Origin of the sequence: Micromonospora chalcea, from assembly GCF_002926165.1 — a bacterium.
GTDB classification, from domain to species: domain Bacteria; phylum Actinomycetota; class Actinomycetes; order Mycobacteriales; family Micromonosporaceae; genus Micromonospora; species Micromonospora chalcea.
In genome coordinates this window covers 21,735-45,620 of the sequence record NZ_MAGP01000115.1, presented here as the reverse complement: position 1 = coordinate 45,620, position 23,886 = coordinate 21,735, and the positions used below count along the sequence as shown (strand labels likewise).

Annotated in this window: 23 protein-coding genes and 1 pseudogene; 11 read left to right on the top strand and 13 right to left on the bottom strand. The window is 74.4% G+C overall.

Going from position 1 to position 23,886, the window contains the following annotated elements:
- Positions 1–9: 9 nt before the first annotated feature.
- Complete coding sequence (locus tag BAW75_RS16635; RefSeq protein WP_104114158.1) at positions 10–588, bottom strand: TetR/AcrR family transcriptional regulator; 579 nt, start codon at positions 586–588, stop codon at positions 10–12.
- A 69-nt stretch (positions 589–657) separates the two neighbouring features.
- Here BAW75_RS16635 and BAW75_RS16630 point away from each other — a divergent pair, with 69 nt between their 5' ends.
- Positions 658–1,203: a hypothetical protein gene (locus BAW75_RS16630; protein ID WP_064445864.1), complete on the top strand. Its 546-nt coding sequence runs from the start codon at positions 658–660 to the stop codon at positions 1,201–1,203.
- A gap of 3 nt (positions 1,204–1,206) precedes the next feature.
- Here BAW75_RS16630 and BAW75_RS16625 read toward each other — a convergent pair.
- The 4 genes and pseudogenes from BAW75_RS16625 to BAW75_RS32945 all read right to left on the bottom strand — a co-directional run bounded on the left by BAW75_RS16625 (position 1,207) and on the right by BAW75_RS32945 (position 4,057).
- A pseudogene (locus BAW75_RS16625) lies at positions 1,207–2,324 on the bottom strand (low temperature requirement protein A).
- Positions 2,325–2,548: 224 nt separating this feature from the next.
- Positions 2,549–3,391: an SIR2 family NAD-dependent protein deacylase gene (locus BAW75_RS16620; protein ID WP_104114157.1), complete on the bottom strand. Its 843-nt coding sequence runs from the start codon at positions 3,389–3,391 to the stop codon at positions 2,549–2,551.
- Positions 3,388–3,675 (bottom strand): DUF1905 domain-containing protein, encoded by a 288-nt coding sequence (locus tag BAW75_RS16615; RefSeq protein WP_069088624.1) that lies wholly within the window; start codon positions 3,673–3,675, stop codon positions 3,388–3,390. The genes BAW75_RS16620 and BAW75_RS16615 overlap by 4 nt, the downstream gene beginning before the upstream one ends.
- 4 nt (positions 3,676–3,679) lie before the next feature.
- The gene (locus BAW75_RS32945; RefSeq protein WP_244206153.1) at positions 3,680–4,057 is read right to left on the bottom strand and encodes a DUF998 domain-containing protein; all 378 of its coding nucleotides are present in this window, start codon (positions 4,055–4,057) and stop codon (positions 3,680–3,682) included.
- Between the two features lie 397 nt (positions 4,058–4,454).
- On the opposite strand from BAW75_RS32945, the gene BAW75_RS16605 reads away from it, so the two are divergent.
- Both BAW75_RS16605 and BAW75_RS16600 read left to right on the top strand, forming a co-directional pair.
- Entirely contained in the window at positions 4,455–5,738 is a 1,284-nt protein-coding gene (locus BAW75_RS16605) for a sensor histidine kinase (RefSeq protein WP_104114156.1), read from the top strand.
- On the top strand, positions 5,726–6,385 hold the full coding sequence (locus BAW75_RS16600; protein ID WP_043323831.1) for a response regulator transcription factor: 660 nt from the start codon (positions 5,726–5,728) through the stop codon (positions 6,383–6,385). Before BAW75_RS16605 ends, BAW75_RS16600 begins: the two co-directional genes overlap by 13 nt.
- Before the next feature lie 7 nt (positions 6,386–6,392).
- Here BAW75_RS16600 and BAW75_RS16595 read toward each other — a convergent pair whose 3' ends face one another.
- The gene (locus tag BAW75_RS16595) at positions 6,393–6,815 is read right to left on the bottom strand and encodes an acyl-CoA thioesterase (RefSeq protein ID WP_043323829.1); all 423 of its coding nucleotides are present in this window, start codon (positions 6,813–6,815) and stop codon (positions 6,393–6,395) included.
- A 72-nt stretch (positions 6,816–6,887) separates the two neighbouring features.
- On the opposite strand from BAW75_RS16595, the gene BAW75_RS16590 reads away from it, so the two are divergent.
- Positions 6,888–7,631 (top strand): N-acetyltransferase, encoded by a 744-nt coding sequence (locus BAW75_RS16590; protein ID WP_244206148.1) that lies wholly within the window; start codon positions 6,888–6,890, stop codon positions 7,629–7,631.
- A 7-nt stretch (positions 7,632–7,638) separates the two neighbouring features.
- Here BAW75_RS16590 and BAW75_RS16585 read toward each other — a convergent pair whose 3' ends face one another.
- Positions 7,639–7,944 carry a DUF1330 domain-containing protein gene (locus tag BAW75_RS16585; protein ID WP_030500037.1) on the bottom strand — a complete coding sequence of 102 codons (306 nt, stop codon included), beginning with the start codon at positions 7,942–7,944 and terminating at the stop codon, positions 7,639–7,641.
- 165 nt (positions 7,945–8,109) lie between these two features.
- Between BAW75_RS16585 and BAW75_RS16580 the strand changes: the two genes are divergently transcribed.
- Positions 8,110–9,072 carry a hypothetical protein gene (locus BAW75_RS16580; protein ID WP_104114154.1) on the top strand — a complete coding sequence of 321 codons (963 nt, stop codon included), beginning with the start codon at positions 8,110–8,112 and terminating at the stop codon, positions 9,070–9,072.
- 40 nt (positions 9,073–9,112) lie between these two features.
- The gene (locus tag BAW75_RS16575) at positions 9,113–9,445 is read left to right on the top strand and encodes a putative quinol monooxygenase (protein WP_043323822.1); all 333 of its coding nucleotides are present in this window, start codon (positions 9,113–9,115) and stop codon (positions 9,443–9,445) included.
- A 51-nt stretch (positions 9,446–9,496) separates the two neighbouring features.
- On the opposite strand, the gene BAW75_RS16570 is transcribed toward BAW75_RS16575, so the two are convergent.
- Complete coding sequence (locus BAW75_RS16570; protein ID WP_104114153.1) at positions 9,497–10,342, bottom strand: S1 family peptidase; 846 nt, start codon at positions 10,340–10,342, stop codon at positions 9,497–9,499.
- Between the two features lie 382 nt (positions 10,343–10,724).
- Between BAW75_RS16570 and BAW75_RS16565 the strand changes: the two genes are divergently transcribed.
- The 3 genes from BAW75_RS16565 (at position 10,725) to BAW75_RS32935 (ending at position 13,224) form a co-directional block, all read left to right on the top strand.
- Complete coding sequence (locus BAW75_RS16565; protein WP_043323818.1) at positions 10,725–12,173, top strand: glycoside hydrolase family 10 protein; 1,449 nt, start codon at positions 10,725–10,727, stop codon at positions 12,171–12,173.
- A gap of 116 nt (positions 12,174–12,289) precedes the next feature.
- Positions 12,290–12,880, top strand: coding sequence for an NHL repeat-containing protein (locus BAW75_RS32940; RefSeq protein ID WP_244206147.1), 591 nt, complete (start codon positions 12,290–12,292; stop codon positions 12,878–12,880).
- A gap of 5 nt (positions 12,881–12,885) precedes the next feature.
- On the top strand, positions 12,886–13,224 hold the full coding sequence (locus tag BAW75_RS32935; RefSeq protein ID WP_244206146.1) for a hypothetical protein: 339 nt from the start codon (positions 12,886–12,888) through the stop codon (positions 13,222–13,224).
- Positions 13,225–13,262: 38 nt separating this feature from the next.
- Here the strand turns inward: BAW75_RS32935 and BAW75_RS16555 are convergent, their stop codons facing one another.
- Positions 13,263–14,837: a Na+/H+ antiporter gene (locus BAW75_RS16555; protein ID WP_244206145.1), complete on the bottom strand. Its 1,575-nt coding sequence runs from the start codon at positions 14,835–14,837 to the stop codon at positions 13,263–13,265.
- Between the two features lie 78 nt (positions 14,838–14,915).
- Positions 14,916–15,536 carry an L-threonylcarbamoyladenylate synthase gene (locus BAW75_RS16550; RefSeq protein WP_064445853.1) on the bottom strand — a complete coding sequence of 207 codons (621 nt, stop codon included), beginning with the start codon at positions 15,534–15,536 and terminating at the stop codon, positions 14,916–14,918.
- A 96-nt stretch (positions 15,537–15,632) separates the two neighbouring features.
- On the opposite strand from BAW75_RS16550, the gene BAW75_RS16545 reads away from it, so the two are divergent.
- Complete coding sequence (locus BAW75_RS16545; protein ID WP_104114152.1) at positions 15,633–15,995, top strand: hypothetical protein; 363 nt, start codon at positions 15,633–15,635, stop codon at positions 15,993–15,995.
- A gap of 260 nt (positions 15,996–16,255) precedes the next feature.
- Positions 16,256–19,240, top strand: coding sequence for a glycosyl hydrolase (locus tag BAW75_RS16540; protein ID WP_104114151.1), 2,985 nt, complete (start codon positions 16,256–16,258; stop codon positions 19,238–19,240).
- Here BAW75_RS16540 and BAW75_RS16535 read toward each other — a convergent pair.
- From BAW75_RS16535 to BAW75_RS16525, 3 genes are all read right to left on the bottom strand, one after another.
- Entirely contained in the window at positions 19,218–20,078 is an 861-nt protein-coding gene (locus BAW75_RS16535) for an SDR family NAD(P)-dependent oxidoreductase (protein WP_244206144.1), read from the bottom strand. The genes BAW75_RS16540 and BAW75_RS16535 overlap by 23 nt on opposite strands.
- Before the next feature lie 199 nt (positions 20,079–20,277).
- The gene (locus BAW75_RS16530; RefSeq protein ID WP_104114175.1) at positions 20,278–23,073 is read right to left on the bottom strand and encodes an FAD-binding and (Fe-S)-binding domain-containing protein; all 2,796 of its coding nucleotides are present in this window, start codon (positions 23,071–23,073) and stop codon (positions 20,278–20,280) included.
- Between the two features lie 36 nt (positions 23,074–23,109).
- Positions 23,110–23,880 (bottom strand): nucleotidyltransferase, encoded by a 771-nt coding sequence (locus BAW75_RS16525; RefSeq protein WP_104114174.1) that lies wholly within the window; start codon positions 23,878–23,880, stop codon positions 23,110–23,112.
- Positions 23,881–23,886: the final 6 nt, after the last annotated feature.

The window sequence follows — 23,886 nt, the reverse complement described above, 5'->3', positions numbered from 1 at the left end:
CCAGGGCGGTCAGGACGCGGCGAGCGTGTCCAGGTGCGCGCCGAGCAGCGCCCGGGCGCGCGCGGGTGGCATCCGCTCGGGGTGCAGCAGCGCGTGCAGCGCGAGCCCGTCGAGCAGGGCGTGCAGCCCGGCGGCGACGTCCGGGTCGGGGGCCGGTTCCCCGGTGAGGAGGCAGACGGCGAACTCGGCGGCGCGGCGGATGCCGTCGTCCGCCTCGGCCATCCGGGCTCGCGCGGCCGGGTCGGTCTGGGCGCGCGCGGCGAGCAGCAGCCACACCTCGGCCTCGCGGACGCGCTGCCGGTCCAGCGGCAGCAGGTGTTCCAGCACCCGCTGGGCGACCTCGCGGGGGCTGCCGGTCCGGTCGTCGGCGGCGATCCGCTCGGCCGCCTCGGCCTGCACGTGCTCCATGGCGAACACCAGCAGTTCGGTCTGGGTCGCGAAGTAGTGCCGCAGCGCGCTCGGTGACCAGCCCGCCTCGGCCGCGATGCTGCGCACGGTGGCGGCGCCGACGCCGTCGCGGTAGACGACCCGCCACATCGCCCGCGCCAGCTCGGCACGGCGCGCGTCGTGGTCGACGATCTTGGGCACGGGCCCTCCGGAACCTGGTCGACGAACGCTGCTACGGTTATCGCACAGCGTACTAAAAAAGGAGGCCGCATGCTCGTGGCAGTGATCGTCGGATGCGAGGTGGCGTTCTGGGTGGTGCTGCTCGCCGGGCTGATCGCCCGGTACCCGCTGCGCCGGCCCCGCCTCGGCGCGGCGCTGCTGATCGCCGTGCCCGTCGTCGATCTCGTGCTGCTGGCCGCCACGATGATCGACCTGCGCCGGGGCGCGACAGCCACGTTCGCCCACGGCCTCGCCGCCGCGTACCTCGGGTTCTCGGTGGCGTTCGGGCACAGCATGGTGCGCTGGGCCGACGAGCGGTTCGCGCACCGGTTCGCCGGCGGCCCTCCCCCGCGCCGGGCCCCGAAGTACGGGATGGCGCGGGCCCGGCACGAGTGGCGCGAGTGGGGCAAGGGCATGATCGGCTGGGCGGTCGCCTGCGCCGTGCTGCTCGGCGGCATCGCCCTGGTCGGCGACGGCGAGCGCACCGCCGAACTGTGGGCGTGGGCCGGCCGGCTCACCGTGGTGATGGCGGGCTGGCTGGTGTTCTGGCCGGTCGCGTACACCGTCTTCCCGAAGCGGGCGCCGCGCGACGCGTGAGGCTCACCCTCCGCCCCCGGCGACCCGGCCTACCGGCTGATTCGCCGACCGCCCGGCGGCGGACGGCTCACCGCGCCGATCGACGGCGATCGCGACCAGCAACAGCCCGGCCAGCGCCGCCAGCGCCAGCGGCGGCGGCAGCGCCGTCCCGAGCGCGGCCAGCGGCAACGCCGCACCGGCGACGGCCAGCCGGGCCGCTCCCACCGGCTGACCGGTCAGCCGCCGGAACAGCAGCCGTCCGGCCAGGTAGACGGCCGCGCCACCGAACAGCGCCACCGCGGCCGAGCGGTTCAGCCGGGGCCCGGCCTCCGGGTCGGCGATGTGCTCCAGCACCTGCTCGATGCCGAGCGCCAGGTAGATGACGCCGGCGACGAGCAGCAGATGGGTCTGGCTGTAGGCGTCCGCGGCCATCCGGTCCCGCCGCGCCGCCGGTGCGGCGGCGAGCGCCCGGGCCGCCTCCGGGGACGTGCTGCGGAAGTAGAGCCACCAGAGGCAGACGGTCACCACGAAACCGACGAGCGCCACGGCGAGGACCGACGGCTCGGTGACCGCCGAGGCCGCGCCCACTCCCGCGGCCACCACCGACTCCCCAGCGAGATGATCAGCACCAGGCCGTACCGCTCGGCGAAGTGCGTCGGGCTGCGCAGCGGCCAGGCGCCCCGGCGGGCGTACGACAGCCGCTGCCCGGCCACCTCGACGGCGAAGCCCAGCACCCACAGCGCCGCGTGCGCGGCACCGTCCAGCAGCGCGCCGAGCAGCAGCGGCACCCAGCCGACGGCGTTGACGCACGCGAAGAACCGGATCCCGGCGCGCAGTTCCGGGTCACCCGCCGCGGCCCAGTGGAACAGCGTCAGGTGCACCGCGCGCAGCACCACGTAGGCCAGCACGACGATCAACGGACCGTCCAGCCCCGGGCCCGGCGTCCACGCCTGCGGCATGGCGAGCGCGGCCAGGAACAACGCGGCCATCGCGACCAGGAACCCGCCGCGCACCACCCCGACGTCGGCGGGCGTGTGGTTGCCCAACCAGGTGTACGACAGCCACGCCACCCAGAGCAGCACGAGCAGGAGCAGGCCCTTGGCCATCCCGGCCGGGGTCGGGTGCGGCTCGATCAGCGCCATGATCCGGGTGAGCGCGAAGACGAAGACCAGATCGAAGAAGATCTCGAAGGGCGTGACCCGGCGCTCGTCCGGCCCCGGCCGGGGCGCGCGCGGCCGTCGTCGCACCCGTTCGCGTCCCACGCCCGCCGCCCTCCGCCGGTCCACCTCCTGCGCCGACGGTAGGCGGCGCAGGGCGGGCGATCGGGCGATTCCCGGGATCACGCCGGGCTCGGCCTGCGGTCAGTTCAGCCGACCGCGTCGTCCGGCCAGGCGGCGCGGACCAGCGCGGGCAGCACCTCGCCGGCCGGGCCGCGCAGGTTCACCGCGCAGATCGCGTCCAGCGGCGTCGGTACCGGGTTCACCTGCACCACCGGCGCGCCGAGACGGGCCGCCACGAGCGGGATCTCGGCGGCCGGGTGCACGAGCGCGGAGGTGCCCACCGTCAGCAGCAGGTCGCAACCGGAGGCCGCCTCGACCGCCGCGTCGAGCGCGGCCGACGGCAGCGCCTCGCCGAACCACACCACCCCGGGCCGCACCGGCGCGCCGCAGTCGGCGCACGCGGGCGGGTCCAGCGGTCCGTCGTGCGCCTCCGGCGCATGCGGTTCCGCCCCGCCGTGCGGTTCCGCCCCGTCGTGCGGCTCCGGCGGATCGGCGGACGGCGGCAGGTCCGACGGCAGCGGCGCGGGCCGGGCGCAGGCCGAGCAGCGGGGCGCGAACAGGCTGCCGTGCAGGCGTACCGGGGCGGGCACGCCGCCGCGCTCGTGCAGGTCGTCGACGTTCTGCGTGATCACCACGGTCTCCGGCCGCCGGGCCGCGATCGCCGCCACCGCCCGGTGCCCCGGATTCGGTAGCGCCCGGAGCACCCCGCGCCGGCGTGTCTCGTACCAGCCCCAGACCAGCGCCGGGTCGGCGCGGAACGCGGCCGGGGTCGCCAGCTCCTGCGGGTCGTAGCGTTGCCACAGCCCGGTCTGGGCGTCCCGGAACGTCGGCACGCCGCTCTCCGCCGACATGCCGGCACCGGTGAACACCACCGGCCGCCGCGCGGCGGCGAGCAGCCGGACCGCCTCGGCCAGCTCGGGCCCGTTCACACGTCCACCGTCAGCCGCACGTCGACCCGGTCACCCAGCTCGATGCCCTCGGCCCGGCGCGCCGCGACCCGCAGCGGCACCACGTACCGGCCGTCCTTGGGCCACAGCGACGTCCGCCAGTCGGTGCCGCCGATGCGGACCGTCACCGGGATCATGCCCCAGCCGTACGTGACCGACGCCGAGGCGGCCTCGATCGCCGCGCTCTGCTCGTCGGGCACCGTGACGAAGTGGTACGGCGCCGGGCCGCGCCAGAACCACACCTCGCCGCTGAACGCCAGCTCCATCCGGTCAGGATAGGGGCCGGGACCGACGGAACCCGAGCAGCCGCAGCCCGGCCGTCGTCACCCAGACGAACAGCGGGAACACGGCGACACGCTCCATGCCGCCCACGCCGATGCCGGCGTCCACCCGGGCCAGGAACAGCACGGTGCCGGCCAGCCCGAGCAGACCCAGGACCGCGCTGACGGTCCGCAGCTCACGCAGCAGCGGCGACCGGCCGAGCGCGGCGGCCAGCAGCGCCGCGTTGCCGAGCGCGAAGACCAGCAGCGCGCCGAGCACGTGCAGGTTCTCGTCCACGTCGGCCGGGTAGAGACCGGCCAGCACGTACCCGGACCCGGCGGCCACTGCCGACGCCACGGTGACGGTCGCGGCGCGGCCCGGGCGCAGCGCCCGGCGCGCGAGCAGCGCGCCGACCGCGAGCGGCAGCCCGGCGGCGACGGAACACGGCGTTCATGCCCGCGTGCCACGGTGAGCAGACCGGACGCGGCCGGCTGGTGTCCCACACGCCGCAGGTCACGTTGCCGAGGTCGCTGATGTTGTGCTCGGCCCAGCTGAACCGGGGCTGGTCCCAGGCCAGGCCGACGAGGACGTTGGCGGCCAGGAACGACACGGCAGCGAGCAGCCAGCAGGCGCCCGCGAGACGGTTTCTCACCCGACGAGTGCACCGTCTCGGGGCGCCCCGGCGCACGGGGCGTGGCGGGCCGGTTCGAGGTAGGGCCAGACCTACCCGCGGATGGGGCCTGGATGGCTGGGAAGGGCGGCGGGGTCTGGCTAGCGTCACGGCATGACCGTTGATCACGGGCTGGCGGCAGCGTTGCGCCGCCGCCGCTACCTGCTGTCCGCGTGGCCGTGGCGGGCCCTGGCGTACGCCGTCACGACCCTGCCCCTGGCCGGCGCGGCGGCGCTCGGCGCGGTGCTGGTCGCCGCGCCGCTGCTGCTGGTGGCCGGCGCGCTGCGGCGGGGCCGCCCGGTCGACGCCACGGCGCTGGCGGTGCTGGCCGTGCTGGCGCTGACGGTGGTGGCGTTCGCCCCGCTGGCCGGCGCGCCGGTGGCGGCGGTCGAGCGGTGGCGTCTCGGCCTGGTCGACGACCGCCCGGTGACCGCACCGAGGTGGCGGGGACTCGTCGCCCGCTTCACCACCGCGGCCGGATGGCGGGAGGGCGCGTACCTGGCGGTGCTGGGTGTGGCGGTGCCGCTGGTGTACGGGATGTTCGGTCTGCTCGTGCTGCTGGACGTGGCGCTGGTGGCCGGTCCGTGGCTGGCCGGCGGCGAGGACCGCATCGTGCTGATCTGGGCCACTGTCGACTCCCCCGCCGAGGCGGTGCCGTACGCGGTCGCCGGTCTGCTGGCGGTCCCCGCGCTGGTCTACCTGGCCGGGCTGCTCGTCGCGGCCCAGGCGGCGGTGGCCCGCCTGCTGCTCGACGACGCGCCCGGCGGGACGGCGCTGCGCGAGGTGACCCGGTCCCGGGCCCGCCTGGTGAGCGCCTACGAGGCCGAGCGCCGCCGCGTCGAGCGGGACGTGCACGACGGCGTGCAGCCGCGCCTGACCAGCCTCACCCTTCAGCTCGGGCTGGCCCGCCTCGACGTGCCGGACGACTCCCCGGCGGCGAAGCCGCTCGCGGCGGCGCACGAGCAGGCCAAGGAGCTGATGGTGACGTTGCGCGGGATCGTCCAGGGCATCCGCCCGCAGCAGCTCACCGAACTCGGCCTGGCCGCCGCCGTCGGTGATCTGGCCGCCCGGTCGGTCGTCCCGGTCACCGTGCACGCCGACCTGACCCGCCCGGTGCCGGACCTGGTGCAGACCACCGCCTGGTACGTGGTCTCGGAGACGCTCGGCAACGTGGCCCGGCACTCCGGGGCGACCCGGGCGCAGGTGCGCCTGATCCGCGACGAACGACTGCTGGTGGTGGAGGTGCGCGACGACGGCCGGGGCGGCGCCGACCCGGCGCGCGGCACCGGCCTGACCGGGCTCGCGGACCGGGTGGCGGCGGTGGACGGGCGGCTGCTGCTGTCCAGCCCGCCCGGTGGGCCTACCCTCGTGCGGGTGGAGCTGCCGTGCCGTCCGTGATCCGGGTCGTCCTGGCCGAGGACGAGGTGCTGCTCCGGGAGGGTCTGGTGGGCCTGCTGACCCGGTTCGGTTTCGCTGTGGACGCCGCCGTCGGCTCCGCCCCGGACCTGCTCGACGCGGTCCGCACCCACCGGCCCGACCTGCTGGTGACCGACATCCGGATGCCGCCGCAGCACCGCGACGACGGCCTGCGGGCGGCGGTCGCGCTGCGCGCCGAACGCCCGGACCTCGCCGTGGTGGTGCTCAGCCAGCACGTGCAGAGCGGGTACGCCGCCGCGCTGCTCGACAGCGGCGACGGCAACCGGGTCGGCTACCTGCTCAAGGACCGGGTGGCGGACGTCGAGGAGTTCGCCGCGACGCTGCGCCGGGTGGCGGCCGGCGGCACCGCCGTCGACCCGGACGTGGTGCGGCACCTGCTGCGCCGCCCGCGCGACCCGCTCGGCGCGCTGTCCCCCCGTGAGCGGGAGGTGCTGGGCCTGGTCGCCGAGGGCCACTCCAACAGCGCGATCGCGGCGCGGCTGCACGTGACCGAGGCGGCGATCGGCAAGCACGTGGGCAACATCCTGGCCAAGCTCGGCCTGCCGCCGGACGAGGACACCAACCGGCGGGTGCTGGCAGTGCTCGCCCACCTGCGCGCGGCGGGCTGACCGGGCGCTACAGGCTCATCGGCGCGGGGTCGGTGGCCAGCGCCCGGAACCGCTCGCGCGGGTCGGGCACCAGCCGCCGTTCGGCGAGGTCGAGCAGGCCGCCGACGCCGGACACCGAGGCGACCGGGGTGCCGTCCGCGCGGGTGAACTCCTGGCCGATCCGGAACGTCTTGCCCTCGCCCCAGTGGAACTCGCAGGTCACGTCGACCTCGTCGCCGCCGCGCAGCTCCCGCAGGTAACGCACGGTCACCTCCAGCGCGACCGGCCCGACGCCGCCGGCGATCAGCCGGTCCTGGCCGATGCCGGAGGCGCGCAGGCACTCCCAACGGGCGTGCTCGGCGTACTGGAGGTAGACCGCCTGGTTGAGGTGCCCCTGCGTGTCGAGTTCGTAGCCGCGCACGGTGACGCGCACCCGGAACGGATCTGCCATGCCGGCAGCCTAACCAGCGGCGCGGCGGTAATCGGCGTGCGGTCCGGGCCGCGCGGCCCTAACCTGCCCGGCGTGACTCTGGAGATCGTGACCCTGGCGCAGCGGCCCGACCTGGCGCCGCTGCTCGACACCGACTTCGACGGCGCCTGGCCGCCGTTCATGCTCTGGGATCCGATGGGCGCGCTCTACTACGGCGTCGCGCACGAGACGTACCCCGAGTTCGTCTTCGCCGCCGTCGACCCGGCCGAGCCGGGCCGGGCCGTCGCCCGGGGCTACGCGGCGCCGTTGCGCTGGACGGAGGACGAGCTGCCCGACGGCGGCTGGGACCGGGTGATCCAGCGGGCCACGCTCGGCCGGCTCACCGGGTCCACCCCCAACCTGGTGTCCGCGCTGGAGATCTGCGTGCGCCCGGACCGGCGCGGCGGCGGGGTGTCCGGGCTGATGCTAGACGCCATGCGCGCCGCGGTGGCCCGCGCCGGGTTCGACACGCTGGTGGCGCCGGTGCGCCCGAACGGCAAGGCCGCCGCCCCGGACGTGCCGATGACCGAGTACGCGGCCCGGCGCCGCCCCGACGGCCTGCCGGAGGATCCGTGGCTGCGGGTGCACGTGCGGGCGGGCGGGGTGATCGAGCGGGTCGCGCCCCGGTCGATGACGGTGACCGGGACGCTCGCGGACTGGCGGCGCTGGACCGGGCTGCCGTTCGACACCTCCGGGCCGGTGCGGGTGCCTGGTGCGTTGACGCCGGTGCTCGTCGACGTCGACCACGACCACGCCGCGTACGTGGAGCCCAACGTGTGGGTACGCCACCGGCTCTGACCGGTCGTCAGGCCGGCCAGGCGTGACCGATCCCGTCGAGCAGCAGGACCACGCCCTCGGTGGCCGCCTCCCGGTCTCGGGAGATCTCCCGGTACTCCGGCGAGGTGGACCAGCGCTCGAAGTCCTCCCGGCTGTCGAACGACAACAGCACCGCCTTCTGGTGCGGCCACTCCCCCTCGACCACGCGCGGGCTGGTGTCGGCGGCGAGCAGCCGACCGCCGTAGCGGGCCAGCACCGGCGGGAAGGCGGCGGCATACCTGTCGTAGCGCGCCCGGTCGTGGATGGTGAGCTGCGCGAGGGCGTAGACGGTCACCGGCTCAGGCTACCGACCGCCCGAGCGCTCCGGCCTCGTCCGTCGGGCCGGATCCGCCGCCTCCGCGAGCCGGGTCGACTGTCCGGTGTGCTCTAGCCATTATGGCTCTGACCTGCGAATACTGGTAGCAGGTCCGGGCGGCGTGGGGGAAAGAGGTGGGGCACGATGATCGAGCAGGAGACCCAGCCGGAGGCCATACCCGAGCCCCGGAACACGCCGGAGGGCGGGCCGTCCCGGCCCGCCGCGCCGGTTCCCGGCGCGGTGTGGCAGGTCCGCGTACGGACCAAACTCGACGACCTGTACCAGCAGCTCGCGGTGCTGTCCGCGCGCGACCCCGATCGGGCCGAGGCGCTGCGCGCGCAGCTGTCCCGGGTGGAGGTGGTGCTCGGACGCAGCGGCGTGGTCGAGTGGTTGCGCGGCGGCAACCTGGAGTACGCGTGGCAGACCATCCACTCGGTGGAGCGGGCCATGGTGGGGTTGCGCAGCCCGGACGAGCTGGCTGGGCTGCTGCCGGCGTACCGCAGCGCGGCGGCGCAGGTGCTGCCGGCCGACGACAAGGTGCTCAGCGACCTCGACACCGCGACCGGCGGGGTGCCCGTGGAGTTGCTGCGCGCCCGGGTGCAGGCGCTGCTGCTGCGCTTTCACTCCGCGTCCGACGAGTTCCACGAGTCGGCGCGGCGGCTGCGCAACCGGATGCTGGGGCTGTCGGTGTTCGCGCTGGTGGCGGAGATCCTCGTGGTGCTGGTGCAGTGGCTCAGCCACGACGTCCGGCTGCTGGAGGCGCCGACCGACGCCGGTGGCGTACCGGCCTGGCGGCTGCTGTTCTTCGTGCTGATCGCCGGGGCGCTCGGCGCGTTCCTCAGCGCGCTGCCGTCGATGATCACGTCCCGGTCCGGCGGGCTGCCCTACAAGCTGCCGTTCCAGCAGGGGCTGCTCAAGCCGCCGGTCGGCCCGCTGGTGGCGGTGGTCGGCATCATGCTGGTCATCGGCGGCCTGGTGGAGACCAGTGTGAGCAGCACCGCCGCGCTGCTGGGCCTGGCCATCGTGTTCGGCGCCGGGCAGCAGGCGGTCACCGCGTTCGCCGACCGGCGGGCGGCCGAACTGCTCGGCCCGGCGGCCAAGAGCTGATCGGGCGCGGGTCACCGGCGGCCCTGGGTAGCCTGATCCCATGATCTTCATTACCGCCAAGTTCCGGGTCCGCCCCGAAGACGCCGACAACTGGCCGCGGATCGCCGCCGACTTCACCGCCGCGACCCGGGCCGAGCCCGGCTGCCTGTGGTTCGACTGGTCCCGCAGCCTGGACGACCCGACCGAGTACGTGCTGGTCGAGGCGTTCCGCGACGACGAGGCGGGCGCGGCGCACGTGCAGTCGGAGCACTTCCGCGAAGCCCAGCGCACGCTGCCGCCACACCTGGCCGAGACGCCCCGGATCGTCAACGTGACGGTGCCGCAGCAGGACTGGTCGCGCCTGGGCGAGATGGCCGTGCCGGGCGACGCCTGACCGGGTGACCGGTCCGGCGCGGGCGGCACGACGGGCCGCCCGCGCGGCCGGTCAGGGGATGGTCAGGCCGTACGCGGCGAGGATCTCCAGGATCGGCTGGTAGTAGCTGGTGCCGCCGCTCGCGCAGGTGCCACTGCCGCCGGAGAGGACGCCGAGGACGGTGCCGGTGGCGGCCACGTAGAGCGGTCCGCCGCTGTCGCCCGGCTCGGCGCAGATGTTCGTGCGGATGAGCCCGGTGACGCTGCCCTCGGCGTAGTTGACTGTGGCGTTCAGCCCGGTGACGGTGCCGCACCGCACGCCGGTGGTGGCGCCGCTGCGGCAGACCGCCTGCCCGACGTACGCGCTGCCGGCGGCGGTTACGGTGACCTGCCCCGGGTAGGTGTGGATCGCGCTCGGGTGGGCGGCGGTTCCGGTGTAGCGGACCACGCCGTAGTCGTTGCCGGGGAAGCTGCTGCCGGTCCGGCTGCCCAGCACCGTCGTGCGGGCGCTGTCGGCGTACCAGGTGGCGGCGAGGCGCGTGCAGTGTCCGGCGGTGACGAAGTACCAGGTGGCGCCGCTGCGCACGTTCGCGCCCAGTGAACAGCGCCCGCCGCCGCCGTAGATCGCCTGACCGCCGGCGATGAGCGTACGCAGCCGCCCGGGTTCGTGGCGCAGCACCGCGCCGGCCCGGGCCGCGGTCCGGCGCAGCGCGGCCAGCTCGCTGCCGCGTACCGTGTCGTCGGCGGTGACCGTGAGCCGGCCGGTGGCCGGGTCGTGCTCCCAGGCGGTGCCGGGCGTGCGGATCCCGGCGAGCGCGGCGGGCCCGGCCGGTGGAGTGGCGACGCCGGCCCGGGCGACCGCCGGAGCGCCGGTCAGCAGGACGGCGAGGACGAGTACGACGAGCGCGGGTCGGCGCATCCTCCGGGACCTCCTCCATCGTCTACGGTCGATTGGCACAGCATCAGCCCGCGGGCGCGATCCACTCAACCGGCAGAACCGGCGATTCCCGAAACTTCCGGAGTCGCGGCGGGCGGTGCGCGCGCCCGTCCCCCCGCGCCCGCCCTCGGATTCCCGCCCTCCACCCGCCACCGCGTGCCCCGATGTCGACGCATCGAGGTGATTAAGTTTTCGGAACGCTTCCGGTAGGCTTCGGGCAGAGATTCGCTTCGATCCACTCACGATGTGCCGGGGAGTCGCTCCCCGAGCTGGCGCGGCCACCGGGCGACCGCGCGGAGCCGACATCGTGGCGGGCGGTGGCCGAGGCGAGCCGATCCCATTGACAGGCTAGAGAGGCGTTCAGATGGACAAGGTGCTCGCCCGCGGCAGCGGGAGCGCGGCAGCCCGGTCACGCCCGCGGACCGCTGTGGTCGCGATGGTGGCGGGGGCCGCGATGGTCGCCGCCACGATAGCGGTGGCGACCAGCGCCAGCGCCGGCACGACGCTCGGCGCGTCGGCGGCGGAGCAGGGCCGGTACTTCGGCACGGCGGTGGCGGTGAACAAGTTGTCCGACAGCACGTACGTCGGCATCCTGAACCGCGAGTTCAACATGGTCACCGCCGAGAACGAGATGAAATGGGACGCCACCGAGCCGTCCCGGAACCAGTTCAACTTCACCAACGGCGACCGGCTCGTCGCGCACGCCCAGGCCAACGGCATGCGGGTGCGCGGCCACGCGCTGCTCTGGCACCAGCAGCAGCCCGGGTGGACGGGAAGCCTGTCCGGCAGCGCGTTGCGCGACGCGATGATCAACCACGTCACCCAGGTCGCCACCCACTACCGGGGCAAGATCCACTCCTGGGACGTGGTGAACGAGGCGTTCGACGACGGCAACAGCGGCGCCCGCCGCAACTCGAACCTCCAGCAGACCGGCAACGACTGGATCGAGGCCGCGTTCCGTGCCGCGCGCGCCGCCGACCCGGGCGCCAAGCTCTGCTACAACGACTACAACATCGACAACTGGAGCTGGGCCAAGACCCAGGGCGTCTACAACATGGTGCGGGACTTCAAGTCCCGGGGCGTGCCGATCGACTGCGTCGGCCTCCAGTCGCACTTCAACAGCGGGTCGCCGTACCCGAGCAACTACCGCACCACGCTGCAGAACTTCGCCGCGCTCGGCGTCGACGTGCAGATCACCGAGCTGGACATCGAGGGCTCCGGCAGCAGCCAGGCCACCTCGTACGGCAACGTGACCCGGGACTGCCTGGCCGTGGCGCGCTGCAACGGCATCACCGTGTGGGGCATCCGCGACACCGACTCGTGGCGGGCCAGCGGCACCCCGCTGCTGTTCGACGGCAGCGGCAACAAGAAGCAGGCGTACACCGCCGTGCTGAACGCGCTCAACGAGGGCGGCACCCCGCCGCCCACCACCGCGCCGCCGACCAGCACCCCGCCCACCTCGACGCCGCCGACCAGCACGCCGCCGACCAGTGAGCCGCCGACGACGACTCCGCCGCCGACCGGCGCCTGCACCGCCACGATCACCACCAACCAGTGGCCGGGCGGCTTCGTCACCAACGTACGGATCACCGCGGGTTCCAGCGGGCTCAACGGGTGGACCGTGTCGCTCACCGTGCCGTCGGGCTCGGCGGTCACGAACACCTGGAGCGCGCAGGCCAGCGGCACCACCGGCGCGGTGACGTTCCGCAACGTGGACTACAACCGCCAGGTCGGTGCCGGTGGCACCACCGAGTTCGGATTCCAGGGCACCGGCACGGCGCCCTCCGGCACGCCGGCCTGCGCGGCCGGCTGACAGTCGGCGTGACCCGGCACGGGAGCACCGTGCCGGGTCGCGTCCCCGGCGGTCGCCGGCCGGCGACCGTACAGTGGGGCAGGTCCTGTTCCACCGTTTCGTCCGGAAGGACCACAGTGAACCGACGCATCAGGACCGTCCTCGGCGTCGCCCTGGCCGCCACCCTCGTCACCACCGCCGCCCCGGCCCCCGCCGCCGCCCACGACCGCCGCCCGAGCGTGATCGCGCTGCCGGACGGCTTCCAGCCGGAGGGCGTCGCCGCCGCCGGCCGCTACGCCTGGTTCGGGTCGCGGGCCACCGGTGAGATCTACCGCGCCGACCTGATCACCGGGGCGGGCAAGCAGGTCAGCCCCGCCACCGGCACTCCGTCGCTCGGCCTGAAGGTCGACGCGCGGGGCCGGCTCTTCGTCGCCGGCGGCACCGCCGGGGACGCCCGGGTCGTCGACACCCGCACCGGCGCCGTGCTCGCGAGCTACCGGTTCGCCGAGGCGCCGACGTTCGTCAACGACGTGACGCTCACCCGCGACGCCGCCTGGTTCACCGACTCGAACCGGCCGGTGCTCTACCGCCTGCCGCTCGGACACGGCGGCACGCTGCCGCCCGCCGGCGGTTTCACCACGCTGCCGCTCACCGGTGACTTCCAGCAGATCGCGGCACCGGCGTCAACCTCAACGGCATCGCGCCCACGCCCGACGGGCGCGCGCTGATCGTCGTGCAGTCGAACACCGGCACGCTGTTCCGGGTGGACCCGGCCACCGGCGTCACCACCGCCGTCGACGTGCCGGGCGCCACGTTCCTCAACGGTGACGGCCTGCTGCTGCTCGGCCGCAGGCTGTACGTGGTGCAGAATTTCCTCAACCAGGTCGCCGTGGTCGACCTGAACCGCGCCGGCACGGCCGGCGTCGCCCGAGGCGTCATCACCGACCCGGGCTTCGACGTGCCGACCACGGTGGCCGCCGCGCTCGGCCGGCTCTACCTGCCGAACGGCCGGTTCACCACCCCGCCGACTCCGACCACCCCGTACACGGTCGTCGCTGTCGACGCGCGCTGAGCCACGCCGACCGCCGCCCTTTCCGGGTGGCGGCCGGTTCACTCCTCCGTCTCCGGCCCGAGCAGGCGGATCTCCTCGATGTCGATGGCCGCCTGGAGCTGCCGGAGCACCACGTCGTCGATCTGCCTGGTGTTGCGCAGCCGGGTGATCTCCTGCCGCTTGTGGTCGAGCACCCGCAACCGCAGCCGGCGGGCCATCTCCCGCTCCCCCTCCGCCTCCTCGCCGCCGGGGTCGCGCGCGGCGGCCAGGTGGTCCTCGTAGTCGGCCCGCAGCCGGTCCACCGTGTCCTGGGTGGCGCCCACGTCGCTGGCGGCCCGGGGCAGCGCCTCCAGGGCTGCCTCGGTGGCCCGGATCCGGGCCCAGCGCACCTCGTCGTCGCGTTCCCGGTCGCCGGTCAGGCCGGCCCAGCTCACGACGGCGGGCAGCGTGGTGCCCTGCACCAGCATGATCAGCACGATCACCACCACGGTGACGAAGATGATCAGGTCGCGTTCGCGTACCGTGCTTCCGTCGTGCATGGTGACCGGCACGGCCAGCGCCGCCGCGAGCGAGACGGCGCCGCGGAACCCGGCCCAGCCCACCGCGGTACGCATGCGGAAGTCGAAGTGCCGCGCCCGGCTCGACTCCCGCCGGTCCGCCCGTTGCAGCGCCGACACCGACAGGTGCACCCAGAGCAGCCGGATCATCACCACCACCAGTGCGACGAGCACCGCGATGCCGAGCGACGCGGCCGGCGAGTGGCTGGTGATGCTGCGCAGTGAACGCGGCACCTGCGTGCCGAGCAGCACGAACAGGCCGCCGTTGATCATGAAGGTGGAGAGGTCCCAGAACGCGAACGCGGTGACCCGGGAGCGGGCCCGGATCACCCGGGGCGCGGCGTAGGACAGCAACAGTCCGGACACCACCACCGCGAGCACGCCGCTGGCGTGCACCGCGTCGGCGAGCAGGAACGCCACGAACGGGGTGAGGATGCTCAACCCGCCCTCGCGCATCGGATCGTCGACGTGCTTGCGGATCAGCACCACGACCGCGCCGACGAGCAGTCCCGCGGCCACGCCGCCGGCCGACTTGCCGATGAACTCGCCGGTGAGCAGCAGCGGCCCGGGCACCGTCCCGCCCGCGATCACGCCGGCCGCCACGGCGAAGAGCACGAGCGCCGTACCGTCGTTGACCAGGCTCTCCGCGCGCAGCGTGGTGAGGATGCCGCGCGGCATCCGTTTGGCCAGGCCGGCCACGGCGGCGGCGTCGGTGGGGGCCAGGACCGCGCCGAGCACCCAGGCGGCGGACGCCGCCACGCCGAGAGCCTGCGCGGTGAACGCGACAGCGGCCATCGTGATGATCACCAGCACGACGGCGAGGCCGATGATCACCACCAGGTTGGCGCGGATCTCGCGCAGGCTGATGACCAGACTCTCCCGGTAGAGGATGGCCGGGAGGAACAGCACCAGCACGACCTCGGGCTCGAGGATCAGGTTGTCGAACGGCGGCAGCAGGCCGATCAGCGCGCCCATGGCGATCAGCAGCACGGGCGGCGCGACGCTGTAGCGACCGCCGATCGTGGTCCCGACGAGCACTGTCGCGCCGAGCACCGTGATCAGCAGGAGTGCTTCCACGCCGTACCCCCGTCACCGTTCCCCCGGGTCCCTACCGTGCCCCACGACGGCGCCCGGACGGGGCGGAATCGGTGATCGTTACTCGAAGCGGGCCGGGTCTCCGGCGCCGCGACGCAGGATCTCCGGCTCCTCGCCGGACAGGTCGACCACGGTGGTCGGCTCGAGCCCGCAGTCACCGGCGTCGACCACGGCGTCGATCAGGTGGTCGAGCCGTTCCTTGATCTCCCAGCCCTGGGTCATCGGCTCGTCCTCGCCGGGCAGCAGCAGCGTGCTGGACAGCAGCGGCTCACCCAGTTCGGCCAGCAGCGCCTGGGTCACCGTGTGGCTCGGCACGCGCGCCCCGACCACCCGCCGGCGCGGGTCCTGCAACCGCCGGGGCACCTCGGCGGTGGCCGGCAGCAGGAACGTGTAGCTGCCCGGGATGACGGACTTGACCTGGCGGAAGACCGCGTTGCTGAGCTTGACGAACTGGCCGAGCTGGGCGAAGTCGGCGCACACGAGCGTGAACGGGTGCCGGTCGTCGAGCCGCCGGATCTCGCGGATGCGTTCCACGCCGTCGCGGTTGCCGATCCGGCAGCCGAGCGCGTAGCAGGAGTCCGTCGGGTACGCGATCACCCCGTCGGCGCGCAGCAGGTCCACCACCTGCCGGATCACGCGGGGCTGGGGGTTGTCCGGATGCAGGTCGTAGTACCTCGCCACGACGGCCAGCCTATGCCCGCGACCTGGCGGGCGCAGGTTTGGCCGGGGCGGTTTCCGGAAACAGGTGGGGGCTGTTCACGACAGGGGGACCGAATCATGTCCGAAGCCAGCACAGACCGCGTCACCGACCGCCCCGCGGAGGTGACCGATCCGCTGCTGTGGGACCTGGCCGCCGCGGTGGCAGACGCGCACCAGCCCGACGCCGAACGTGTCTGCGCGAGCCCGAGCTGCGCCGGGGCCGCCTGGCCCTGCGGCGCGTGGAACAACGCGCAGGCGGGGCTGAGCGCCGCCCGGGCGCCCCGGCAGTCCGCCGCGCCCCGGCAGTCCGCCGGCTCGCCGCAGTCCGGCTCGCGGCCTGACGCCGGACAGCCGGGCGCCAGCCGGCCCGGTGCCGCCGGTGAGCCGGGCACGGCCGAGGCACGGACCGACGCGCGGAGCCTCGCCGCCACCGCCGCCTGACGCAGCGTAGGCACACGCGTCCTCACGCCGCCCCCGGCCGCCTCGGCCCGGGGCGGCGCTCGTGCGCACCGTCGAGCCTGGTCAGCGCGCTTCTTAAGGTGATCGAAGGGTCGGTCGCGAGCGCGGGAGAGCGCTCTCTTCGGTAACAAGACATTGACGGATCCGTAACCCGAACCTTACTGTCCCTTCTCAAGAGAGCGCTCTCACGACTGCCGCACCACCACTCCGTACCCCGCCTTCTCCTCGTGAAGGGGACCTCCATGACCCTCCTGCGGGACTTCTCTCCCGACCCCGTACCCCCGACCGCGCCCGTCCCGTCCCCGGCCCGCCGTCGCGGTCTGCGGGCGACCGCCCTCGTCGCCGCGTCCGTGCTGGCCGCCGGCCTGCTGGGCGCCGTGGTCGGCGGCGGCGGCACCGCCACCGCCGGCGCCGTCGGCGCGGGCAGCTACACCGAGACGCTGCCGCCCGGCGCCCTGCTGCCCAAGGGCTGCGGCGCGATCAGCACCAACCCGCGCATCTTCACCACCGCCGACGCGCCCGCCGGCGCAATCCCCACGAACGACTGGTGGTCGTCGCTGATCTGGAAGCGCAACAACTGCGCCGGCAGCGAGAACCTGCACGCCCACCCGCTGGCGTTCAAGGCCGAGAACAACGGGCTCGGCCTGTCGTACACCACCACGCCCGCCATCAGCGGCACCGCGACCGGCGTCGGCGAGTTCCACTACCCGTACGGCGAGGACGTCCGCGTCGGGATGCCCGGACTGTCGGCGCCGGTGGTCAAGGCCGCCGGCTGGAGCGACTGGACGGTCACCGCCGACTGGAGCGACGGCAGCCGCACCATGCGCGCCACCATCGGCCACGGGCTGCCGTTCAGCTACTACACGGTCAGCGGCGGCACCGCGCAGCTCACCGCCACCGCGACACCCACCGTGTGGCGCAACTCCGGCGCCACCATCGGCTTCACGGTCAACGGCCACGACTACGTCGCGTACGCCCCCACCGGCGCGACCTGGACCGTCAACGGCGCCGGCATCAGCTCGACGCTGGCCGGCAAGGGGTACTTCTCGGTGGCGGTGCTGCCCGGCGGCGGTGACCGGGCCGCCTTGGCCGACACCTACGGCCGGTACGCCCACGCCCACGTCACCGGCACCCGGATGAGCTACACGTACGACCCGTCGGCGGGAACCGTGCGCACCACGTACGCGTTCACCACCACGCCCCGCGAGGGCAGCGAGACGAAGACCGTGGTGGCGCTCTACCCGCACCAGTGGCGCAGCCTCACCGGCGCCACCCCGATCACCCCGACGTACGTCTCGGCGCGCGGCGCCATGCGGGTGCTCACCGGCGTGCCGTCGTTCACCACCACGATGCGCTTCACCGGCGTGCTGCCCGCGGTGCCCGCCGTCGGCGACTCCAGCGGCGCCGACCTGGCCACCGTCACCGGCTACCTGAACGCCGAGCAGGGCAACCCGGAAGGCGTCAGCGGCACCGACACGTACTGGGCCGGCAAGGGACTCGGCCGGGCCGCCCGGATCGCCGAGATCGCCGACCAGCTCGGGCAGACCTCGGTCCGCGACGCGGCGGTGACCGCGATGAAGAACCGGCTGACCAACTGGCTCACCGCGAGCTCGGGCGAGACCGGCCAGCTGTTCTACTACGACCGCAACTGGGGCACGCTCATCGGCTACCCCGCCTCGTACGGCTCCGACGAGGACCTCAACGACCACCACTTCCACTACGGCTACTTCATCGCCGCCGCCGCCACGGTCGCCAAGTTCGACCCCGGATGGGCCGACGACAGCCGCTACGGCGGCATGATCGACCTGCTCATCCGCGACGCCAACAACTACGACCGCGCCGACAGCCGCTTCCCCTACCTGCGGGACTTCGACATCTACGCCGGGCACGACTGGGCCTCCGGGCTGGCGCCGTTCTTCGCCGGCAACAACCAGGAGTCCTCGTCGGAGGGGATGAATTTCGCCAACGCCCTGATCCAGTGGGGTCAGGCCACCGGCGACACCGCCGTGCGCGACGCCGGGGTCTACCTGTGGACCACCCAGTCCGCGGCCATCTCCGAGTACTGGTTCGACGTGTACGACCAGAACTTCCCGGCCGCGTTCGGGCACAAGACGGTCGGCATGGTGTGGGGCGACGGCGGGTCGTACTCCACCTGGTTCTCCGCGGCGCCGGAGATGATCCAGGGCATCAACATGCTGCCGATCACCGGCGGTCACCTCTACCTGGGCGACTTCCCCGAGTACGTCAAGGCCAACTACGCCGAGCTGGTCACCAACAAGGGCGGCCCGCCGACGGTGTGGCAGGACATCATCTGGGAGTTCCTGGCCCTCGGCGACGGCGAGCAGGCGCTGCGCAACTTCCGCGCGAACAGCGGGTTCACCAGCGAGGAGGGCGAGAGCAAGGCGCACACGTTCCACTGGATCCGCAACCTCGCCGCGCTCGGCACCGTGGACACCACGGTCACCGCCAACCACCCGCTGGCGAAGGTGTTCGTCAAGAACGGCGTCCGCACCTACGTGGCGTCGAACATCACCGCCCGGCCGCTCACCGTCACGTTCTCCAACGGCGTCACGCTCGCCGTGCCGGCCGGCAAGACCGCCACGTCCGGGGCGTACACGTGGAGCGGCGGCAACGCCACCGGCGGTGGGACCGTGCCGACCGGCACGCCGACGACCTCGACGCCCAGCCCCACCCCCACCACCGCGAGTCCCACGCCGACCTCCGCCAGCCCCAGCCCGACGGGTACGGGCAGCGCGCTGAAGCCGGTCCGGTACCTGCGCTCGGGCGGCGGGCTGGACGGCAACGCCGGCACCGCCGGCACGGTGAACGTGGCGGCGGCGAACGGCAACCACGACGGCACGCCGACCAACCCGCAGGTGTTCACCGCCACCGGGCTGACCGGCACGTACACCGGCGGGGCGACCGCCTTCGACCTGGCCGTCGACGCCGGCACGGCGATCGGCAACGGCGTCCAGATCCGGGTCTCCTACGACCTGACCGGCAACGGCAGCGTCGAGCGGGTGGAGACCTACCGGTACTTCGCCACCGATCCGATCCCGGGCGCGGAGCGCTACCGGCAGACCCAGGGCCTGCTCTCGGCCACCGGCACGCTGGGCAATCTGTCCGGCGGCACGGTACGCGTCGAGGTGTGGAACGCCATCGGCGGCGCGCCCACGATCCTCGGCGTGGGCAACGGCTCGACTGTCACGCTGCCGTACGGTTCCTGACCCGAAGCTCCTGAACGCGCGACTCCGGCGCCCCGGCCCTCGTGGCCGGGGCGCCGGCTCGATGCGTCCCCGGCCACGACCGCCGTCGCCGGCGGCCCGACGGGATCAGGCGGTCACGTGCGCGCTGTCGCCCGCTGTCGCGGCGAACGACATGCCGCTGACCATGCGCGCCGCGTCGGAGGCGAGGAACACCACCAGCGGGCGCGACGTCCTCCGGCTCCACCCACGGCACGCCCAGCGGCGTCTTCGCCCGCAGCGCCCCGACCGCTTCCCGCTCCACCTCGGCCAGGTCATCCGACGGTGACTTCCCCGCCTCCACCAGCGCCTGCACGTAACGGTCCCGGTGCCGGGTCAGCGCGGTGTCGACCAGCCCCGGGATCACCGCGTTCACCGTCACGCCGTGCGGCCCGAGTTCCAGCGCGGCGGACTTCATCAGCCCAATGAGCCCCCACTTGGACGCCGAGTACGCGGACCCGTTCGTGGTGCCGTGCTGTCCCTGGGTGGACGACGTGATGACGATCCGCCCGCCGCCGCGCCGTACCAGCAGTGGCGCGAACACCCGCAGCACGTTCGCGGCGCCGGTGAGGTTCACGTCGATCTGGTCGTGCCAGTGCTGGTCGGTCATCTCCAGCAGCGGCGCGAACGCTTGGATACCGGCGTTGGCGAACAGCACGTCCACGCCGCCGTGCTCCCGCTCGACCGCCTCGGCGAACGCGCGTACCGCCCCGATGTCGCGCTGGTCCGCGCACGTGGCCGACCAGCGCGACATCGGGGCGGTACGCCAGTGCAGCTCACGGCGCCCGCTCCCCTCGTCACCGACGCCTCCCTCAACCGGCACACCGCCCCACCGGTGGCGGCATCCCTTGGACGAAGCCAGCCGCCCCGCCCGACCTGGTGTCGATCACGCAACCACGCGCGCCCGGCCCGGCCAAGGTCAACACCATTACGGGGATGTGGTGCCATCCAACCCACCTGGACCCCGCCAGCCCCCCGAACTGGTGTTGATCACGCGAAAAGCCGGCACTCCGCGGACGTCGCTACGGCGAGGTGGCCTCGGCCAGCAACTCCAGCACGTGCCGGTACGGTTGCCCGGTCGCCCGCGCCAGCCCGATCTCGCACGTACGGTTCACCGAGGCGTACCCGTCGAAGGCGCGTGCCGTGACGGCGGCGGCCTCGGCCCGGGTGGCCGACGCGGTCAGCTCCGGGTGCAGCAGTCCCCGGTCCCCGGCGAAGCCGCAGCACTGCCAGCCCTCCGGGACGACCACCTCGTCGGCGACCGCGCGGGCCACGGTGAGCAGCGCGTCGTCGAGTCCGAGGCGGACCGACGAGCAGGTCGGGTGCAGCGCGAGCGAGCCGATCCGGCGGCGCACTGTCAGCCGGGGCAGCAGCGTGCCGGCGGTGTACGCGACGGCGTCGACGACCCGCACGTCCCCGGCGCCGTCGAGCAGCCGCTCGAAGCCCTCGGTGCAGGACGCAGCGTCGCTGACCACCGGCAGCGCGCCGTCGCGGCTGGCGGCGCGCAGCACCGGCGGGACGCGGTCGCGCACCTGCCGGTAGCCGTCGGTGAGTCCCTTCGACGACCAGGGGGTGCCGCAGCACAGGTCGCCGATGCCGTCGGGCACGAGCAGGCGTACGCCGGCCCGCTCGGCGAGCGTGAGCAGCGCGGCTGCGACGCCGCTGCCGCCCTGCGCCGGGGAGAACAGCGTGCCCAGGCAGGACGGTACGAACACCGCGTCCGGGTCGTCGGCCGGGCGGGGGCGGCGCGGAGTGCCGCCGCGCGGCAGGTCCCGTTGCCACTGCGGCACCCGGTCGGCGCCGAGCACCGCGCGGGCGGCCCGGGTGGCGGCCTCGGGCAGCGCGGGCGGCAGCGCCCCGGCCAGATCGAGTCCCCGGGCCATGCCCCGGGTGGTGGCGCCCCAGCGGCGGGCCGCGCCGCGCCAGGCGGTCCCCGCCGCCCGGCCGTGCTCCTGCGCGCGCAGCCGCTTGACCAGGTCACCGGTGTTGATCAGCACCGGGCAGGCGGTGGCGCACATGCCGTCGACGGCGCAGGTCTGCACCGCGTCGTAGTCGTAGTCGTCGGTCAGTTCCCGGACCAGCGCGGTGTCGCCGGCGGCCTGCGCTGCGGCGATCTCCCGGCGCAGCACGATGCGCTGCCGGGGCGTGGTGGTGAGGTCGCGGCTGGGGCAGACCGGCTCGCAGTAGCCGCACTCGACGCAGCGGTCCACCTCCTCCTCCACCGTCGGCACGGTCTTGAGGTGCCGCATGTGGATCTCCGGGTCGTCGCTGAGCAGCACCCCCGGGTTGAGCACGCCGTCGGGGTCGCAGAGCGTCTTCAGCTCGCGCATCACCTCGTACAGCTCGTCGCCGAACTGGCGGCGCACGTAGGGGGCCATCACCCGGCCGGTGCCGTGCTCGGCCTTGAGCGTGCCGCCGTGGCCGAGCACCAGGTCGACCATCTCCTCGGTGAAGTCGGCGTAGCGCGCCGGGGCCGCACCGCCGTCGAAGCGCTCGTTGAGCATGAAGTGCAGGTTGCCGTCCTTGGCGTGGCCGAAGATGACGCTGTCGGCGTACCGGTGCCGCTCGAACAGCTCGGCCAGCGACGCGCAGGTGCCGGCGAGCGCCTCGACCGGCACGGCGATGTCCTCCAGCAGCGCGGTGGTGCCGGACGGGCGCGCGCCGGCCACCGCCGCGTACAGGCCCTTGCGGATGTGCCACAGCGCGGCCCGGGCGGCCGGTTCGCCGCTGAGCCGCGCCGGGGCGCTCAGCGGCACGCCGGCCAGTACCGCTCCGGCGTCGGCGACCCGGTCGGCGAGCGCCGCCGCGTCGGACTCCTGCCACTCGGCGAGCAGCGCGGCGTGCCCGCGCACGGCCAGGCCGCGCAGCGTGGCGTCCGCCTTCGGGTCCCGCTGGGCGACCCGCAGGGCGGCGGCGTCGAGCAGCTCGACCGCCGCCGGCCCGGCGGCCACCAGCGCCGGCATCGCGGCCATCGCCGCGCCCAGCGTTTCGAAGACCAACAGGCCCGTCGCGGCGTGCCGGTGCACGGGTACGGTGCGGAACGTCGCCGACGCGACGAACGCGAGCGTGCCCTCGCTGCCCACCACGAGCCGGGTGAGCAGATCGGCCGGGTCGTCGTGGTCGAGGAACGCGTTCACGCCGTACCCCATGGTGTTCTTCATGGCGTACTGGGCGCGGATCCGGCGCACCGAGTCGGGATTGCCGCGCACCCGGTCGCGCAGCCGCAGCAGCCCGGCGTGCAGCGCCGGTTCGGCGGCGCGCAGCCGGGCGTCGGCGTCCGGGGCGCCGGTGTCCAGCACGGTGCCGCTGGGCAGCACGAGGACCAGCGACTCCAGCGTCCGGTACGTGTTGAACTCGGTTCCGCAGGTCATGCCGCTGGAGTTGTTGGCGACCACGCCGCCGACCGTGCACGCGGACTCGCTGGCCGGGTCGGGGCCGAGCTTGCGGCCGTACGGCGCGAGCCGCGCGTTCACCTGCCGCAGCACCACCCCCGGTTGGACCCGCACCCGCCGCCCGTCGTCGAGCACCGTGAGGTCGCGGAAGTGCCGTCGCACGTCGACGAGCAGCCGGTCGGTGACGGCCTGGCCGCTGAGGCTGGTGCCGCCGGAGCGGAACGTCAGCGGGGTGCCGGTGCGGCGGCTGTGCGCCAGCAGCGCGGCGATCTGACCGGCGTCGGCCGGGGTGATCACCGCGCCGGGGTGCAGCAGATAGTGCGAGGCGTCGTGGGCCATCCGCAGCCGGTCCGCGGCCCGGGTCGCCACGCCGCCGGGCACCACCGACTCCAGTCCGGCCCGCGTGGACGCGCTCAGCTCCGTCATGATCACCGCACCTCCCCGGCTCACAGTAGTCGCGGTTCAGTCCGCGGTGATCCGGTCCAGCACCCGCCGCTGGAACGCGCGGGCGGCCGGGTCGGCGGGCGGCGTGCCGCCGCGGCGGGCCTCGATCGAGGCGCGGATCAGCGCGGCGTCCGGGTCGTCGGCGGCCACCCGCAGCCCGGCGTCGACCTTGCCCAGCCAGACACCGTCGCGGCAGCGCACCAGCGCGCGGCAGGCGCCGAGCACCGCGTCCTCCGCGCCGGGGGCCGGCTCGTCGCCGGGTGGGGTCGGCAGCGCCAGCCACCAGCGCAGCGCGTCGGCCAGCAGCGCCCGCAGCGCCTGCGGTGACGGGTCGGCGAACACGTCGGCGGCGGGCGGGCCGAGCAGCGTCAGGCCGGACTGGCGCAGGATGCTGCGGTCCAGCGCGTACCAGAACCGCCCGTCGGCGGCGGGCCGGTCGGCCGGGTCGTAGGTGGCGCGGAAGGGCATTGTCGCGCCGGTGTTCAGCTCGACCTCGAAGCCGGGCTCCGGGGCGCCGGAGGCGGCCACGTCGCGGCGGTAGACGACCAGTTCCAGGCCGCGCGCCGGGCAGGGCAGCGACTCGTGCCGCAGCCGCTCCACGAGCAGGCGCCTGGCCGCCTCCGGCTGGGGCCCGGCGACCACGAGCGCCACGTCCACGTCGCTGCGCCCCGGCTGGTACGCGCCCAGCCCGACCGACCCGGCGGCGTACGCGCCGACGAGGTCGTCGCCGAGCACGTCCCGGGAGCGGTGGACCAGTTCGGCCAGGTAGTCGCGGATGTCGTCGCGCATTCCGGC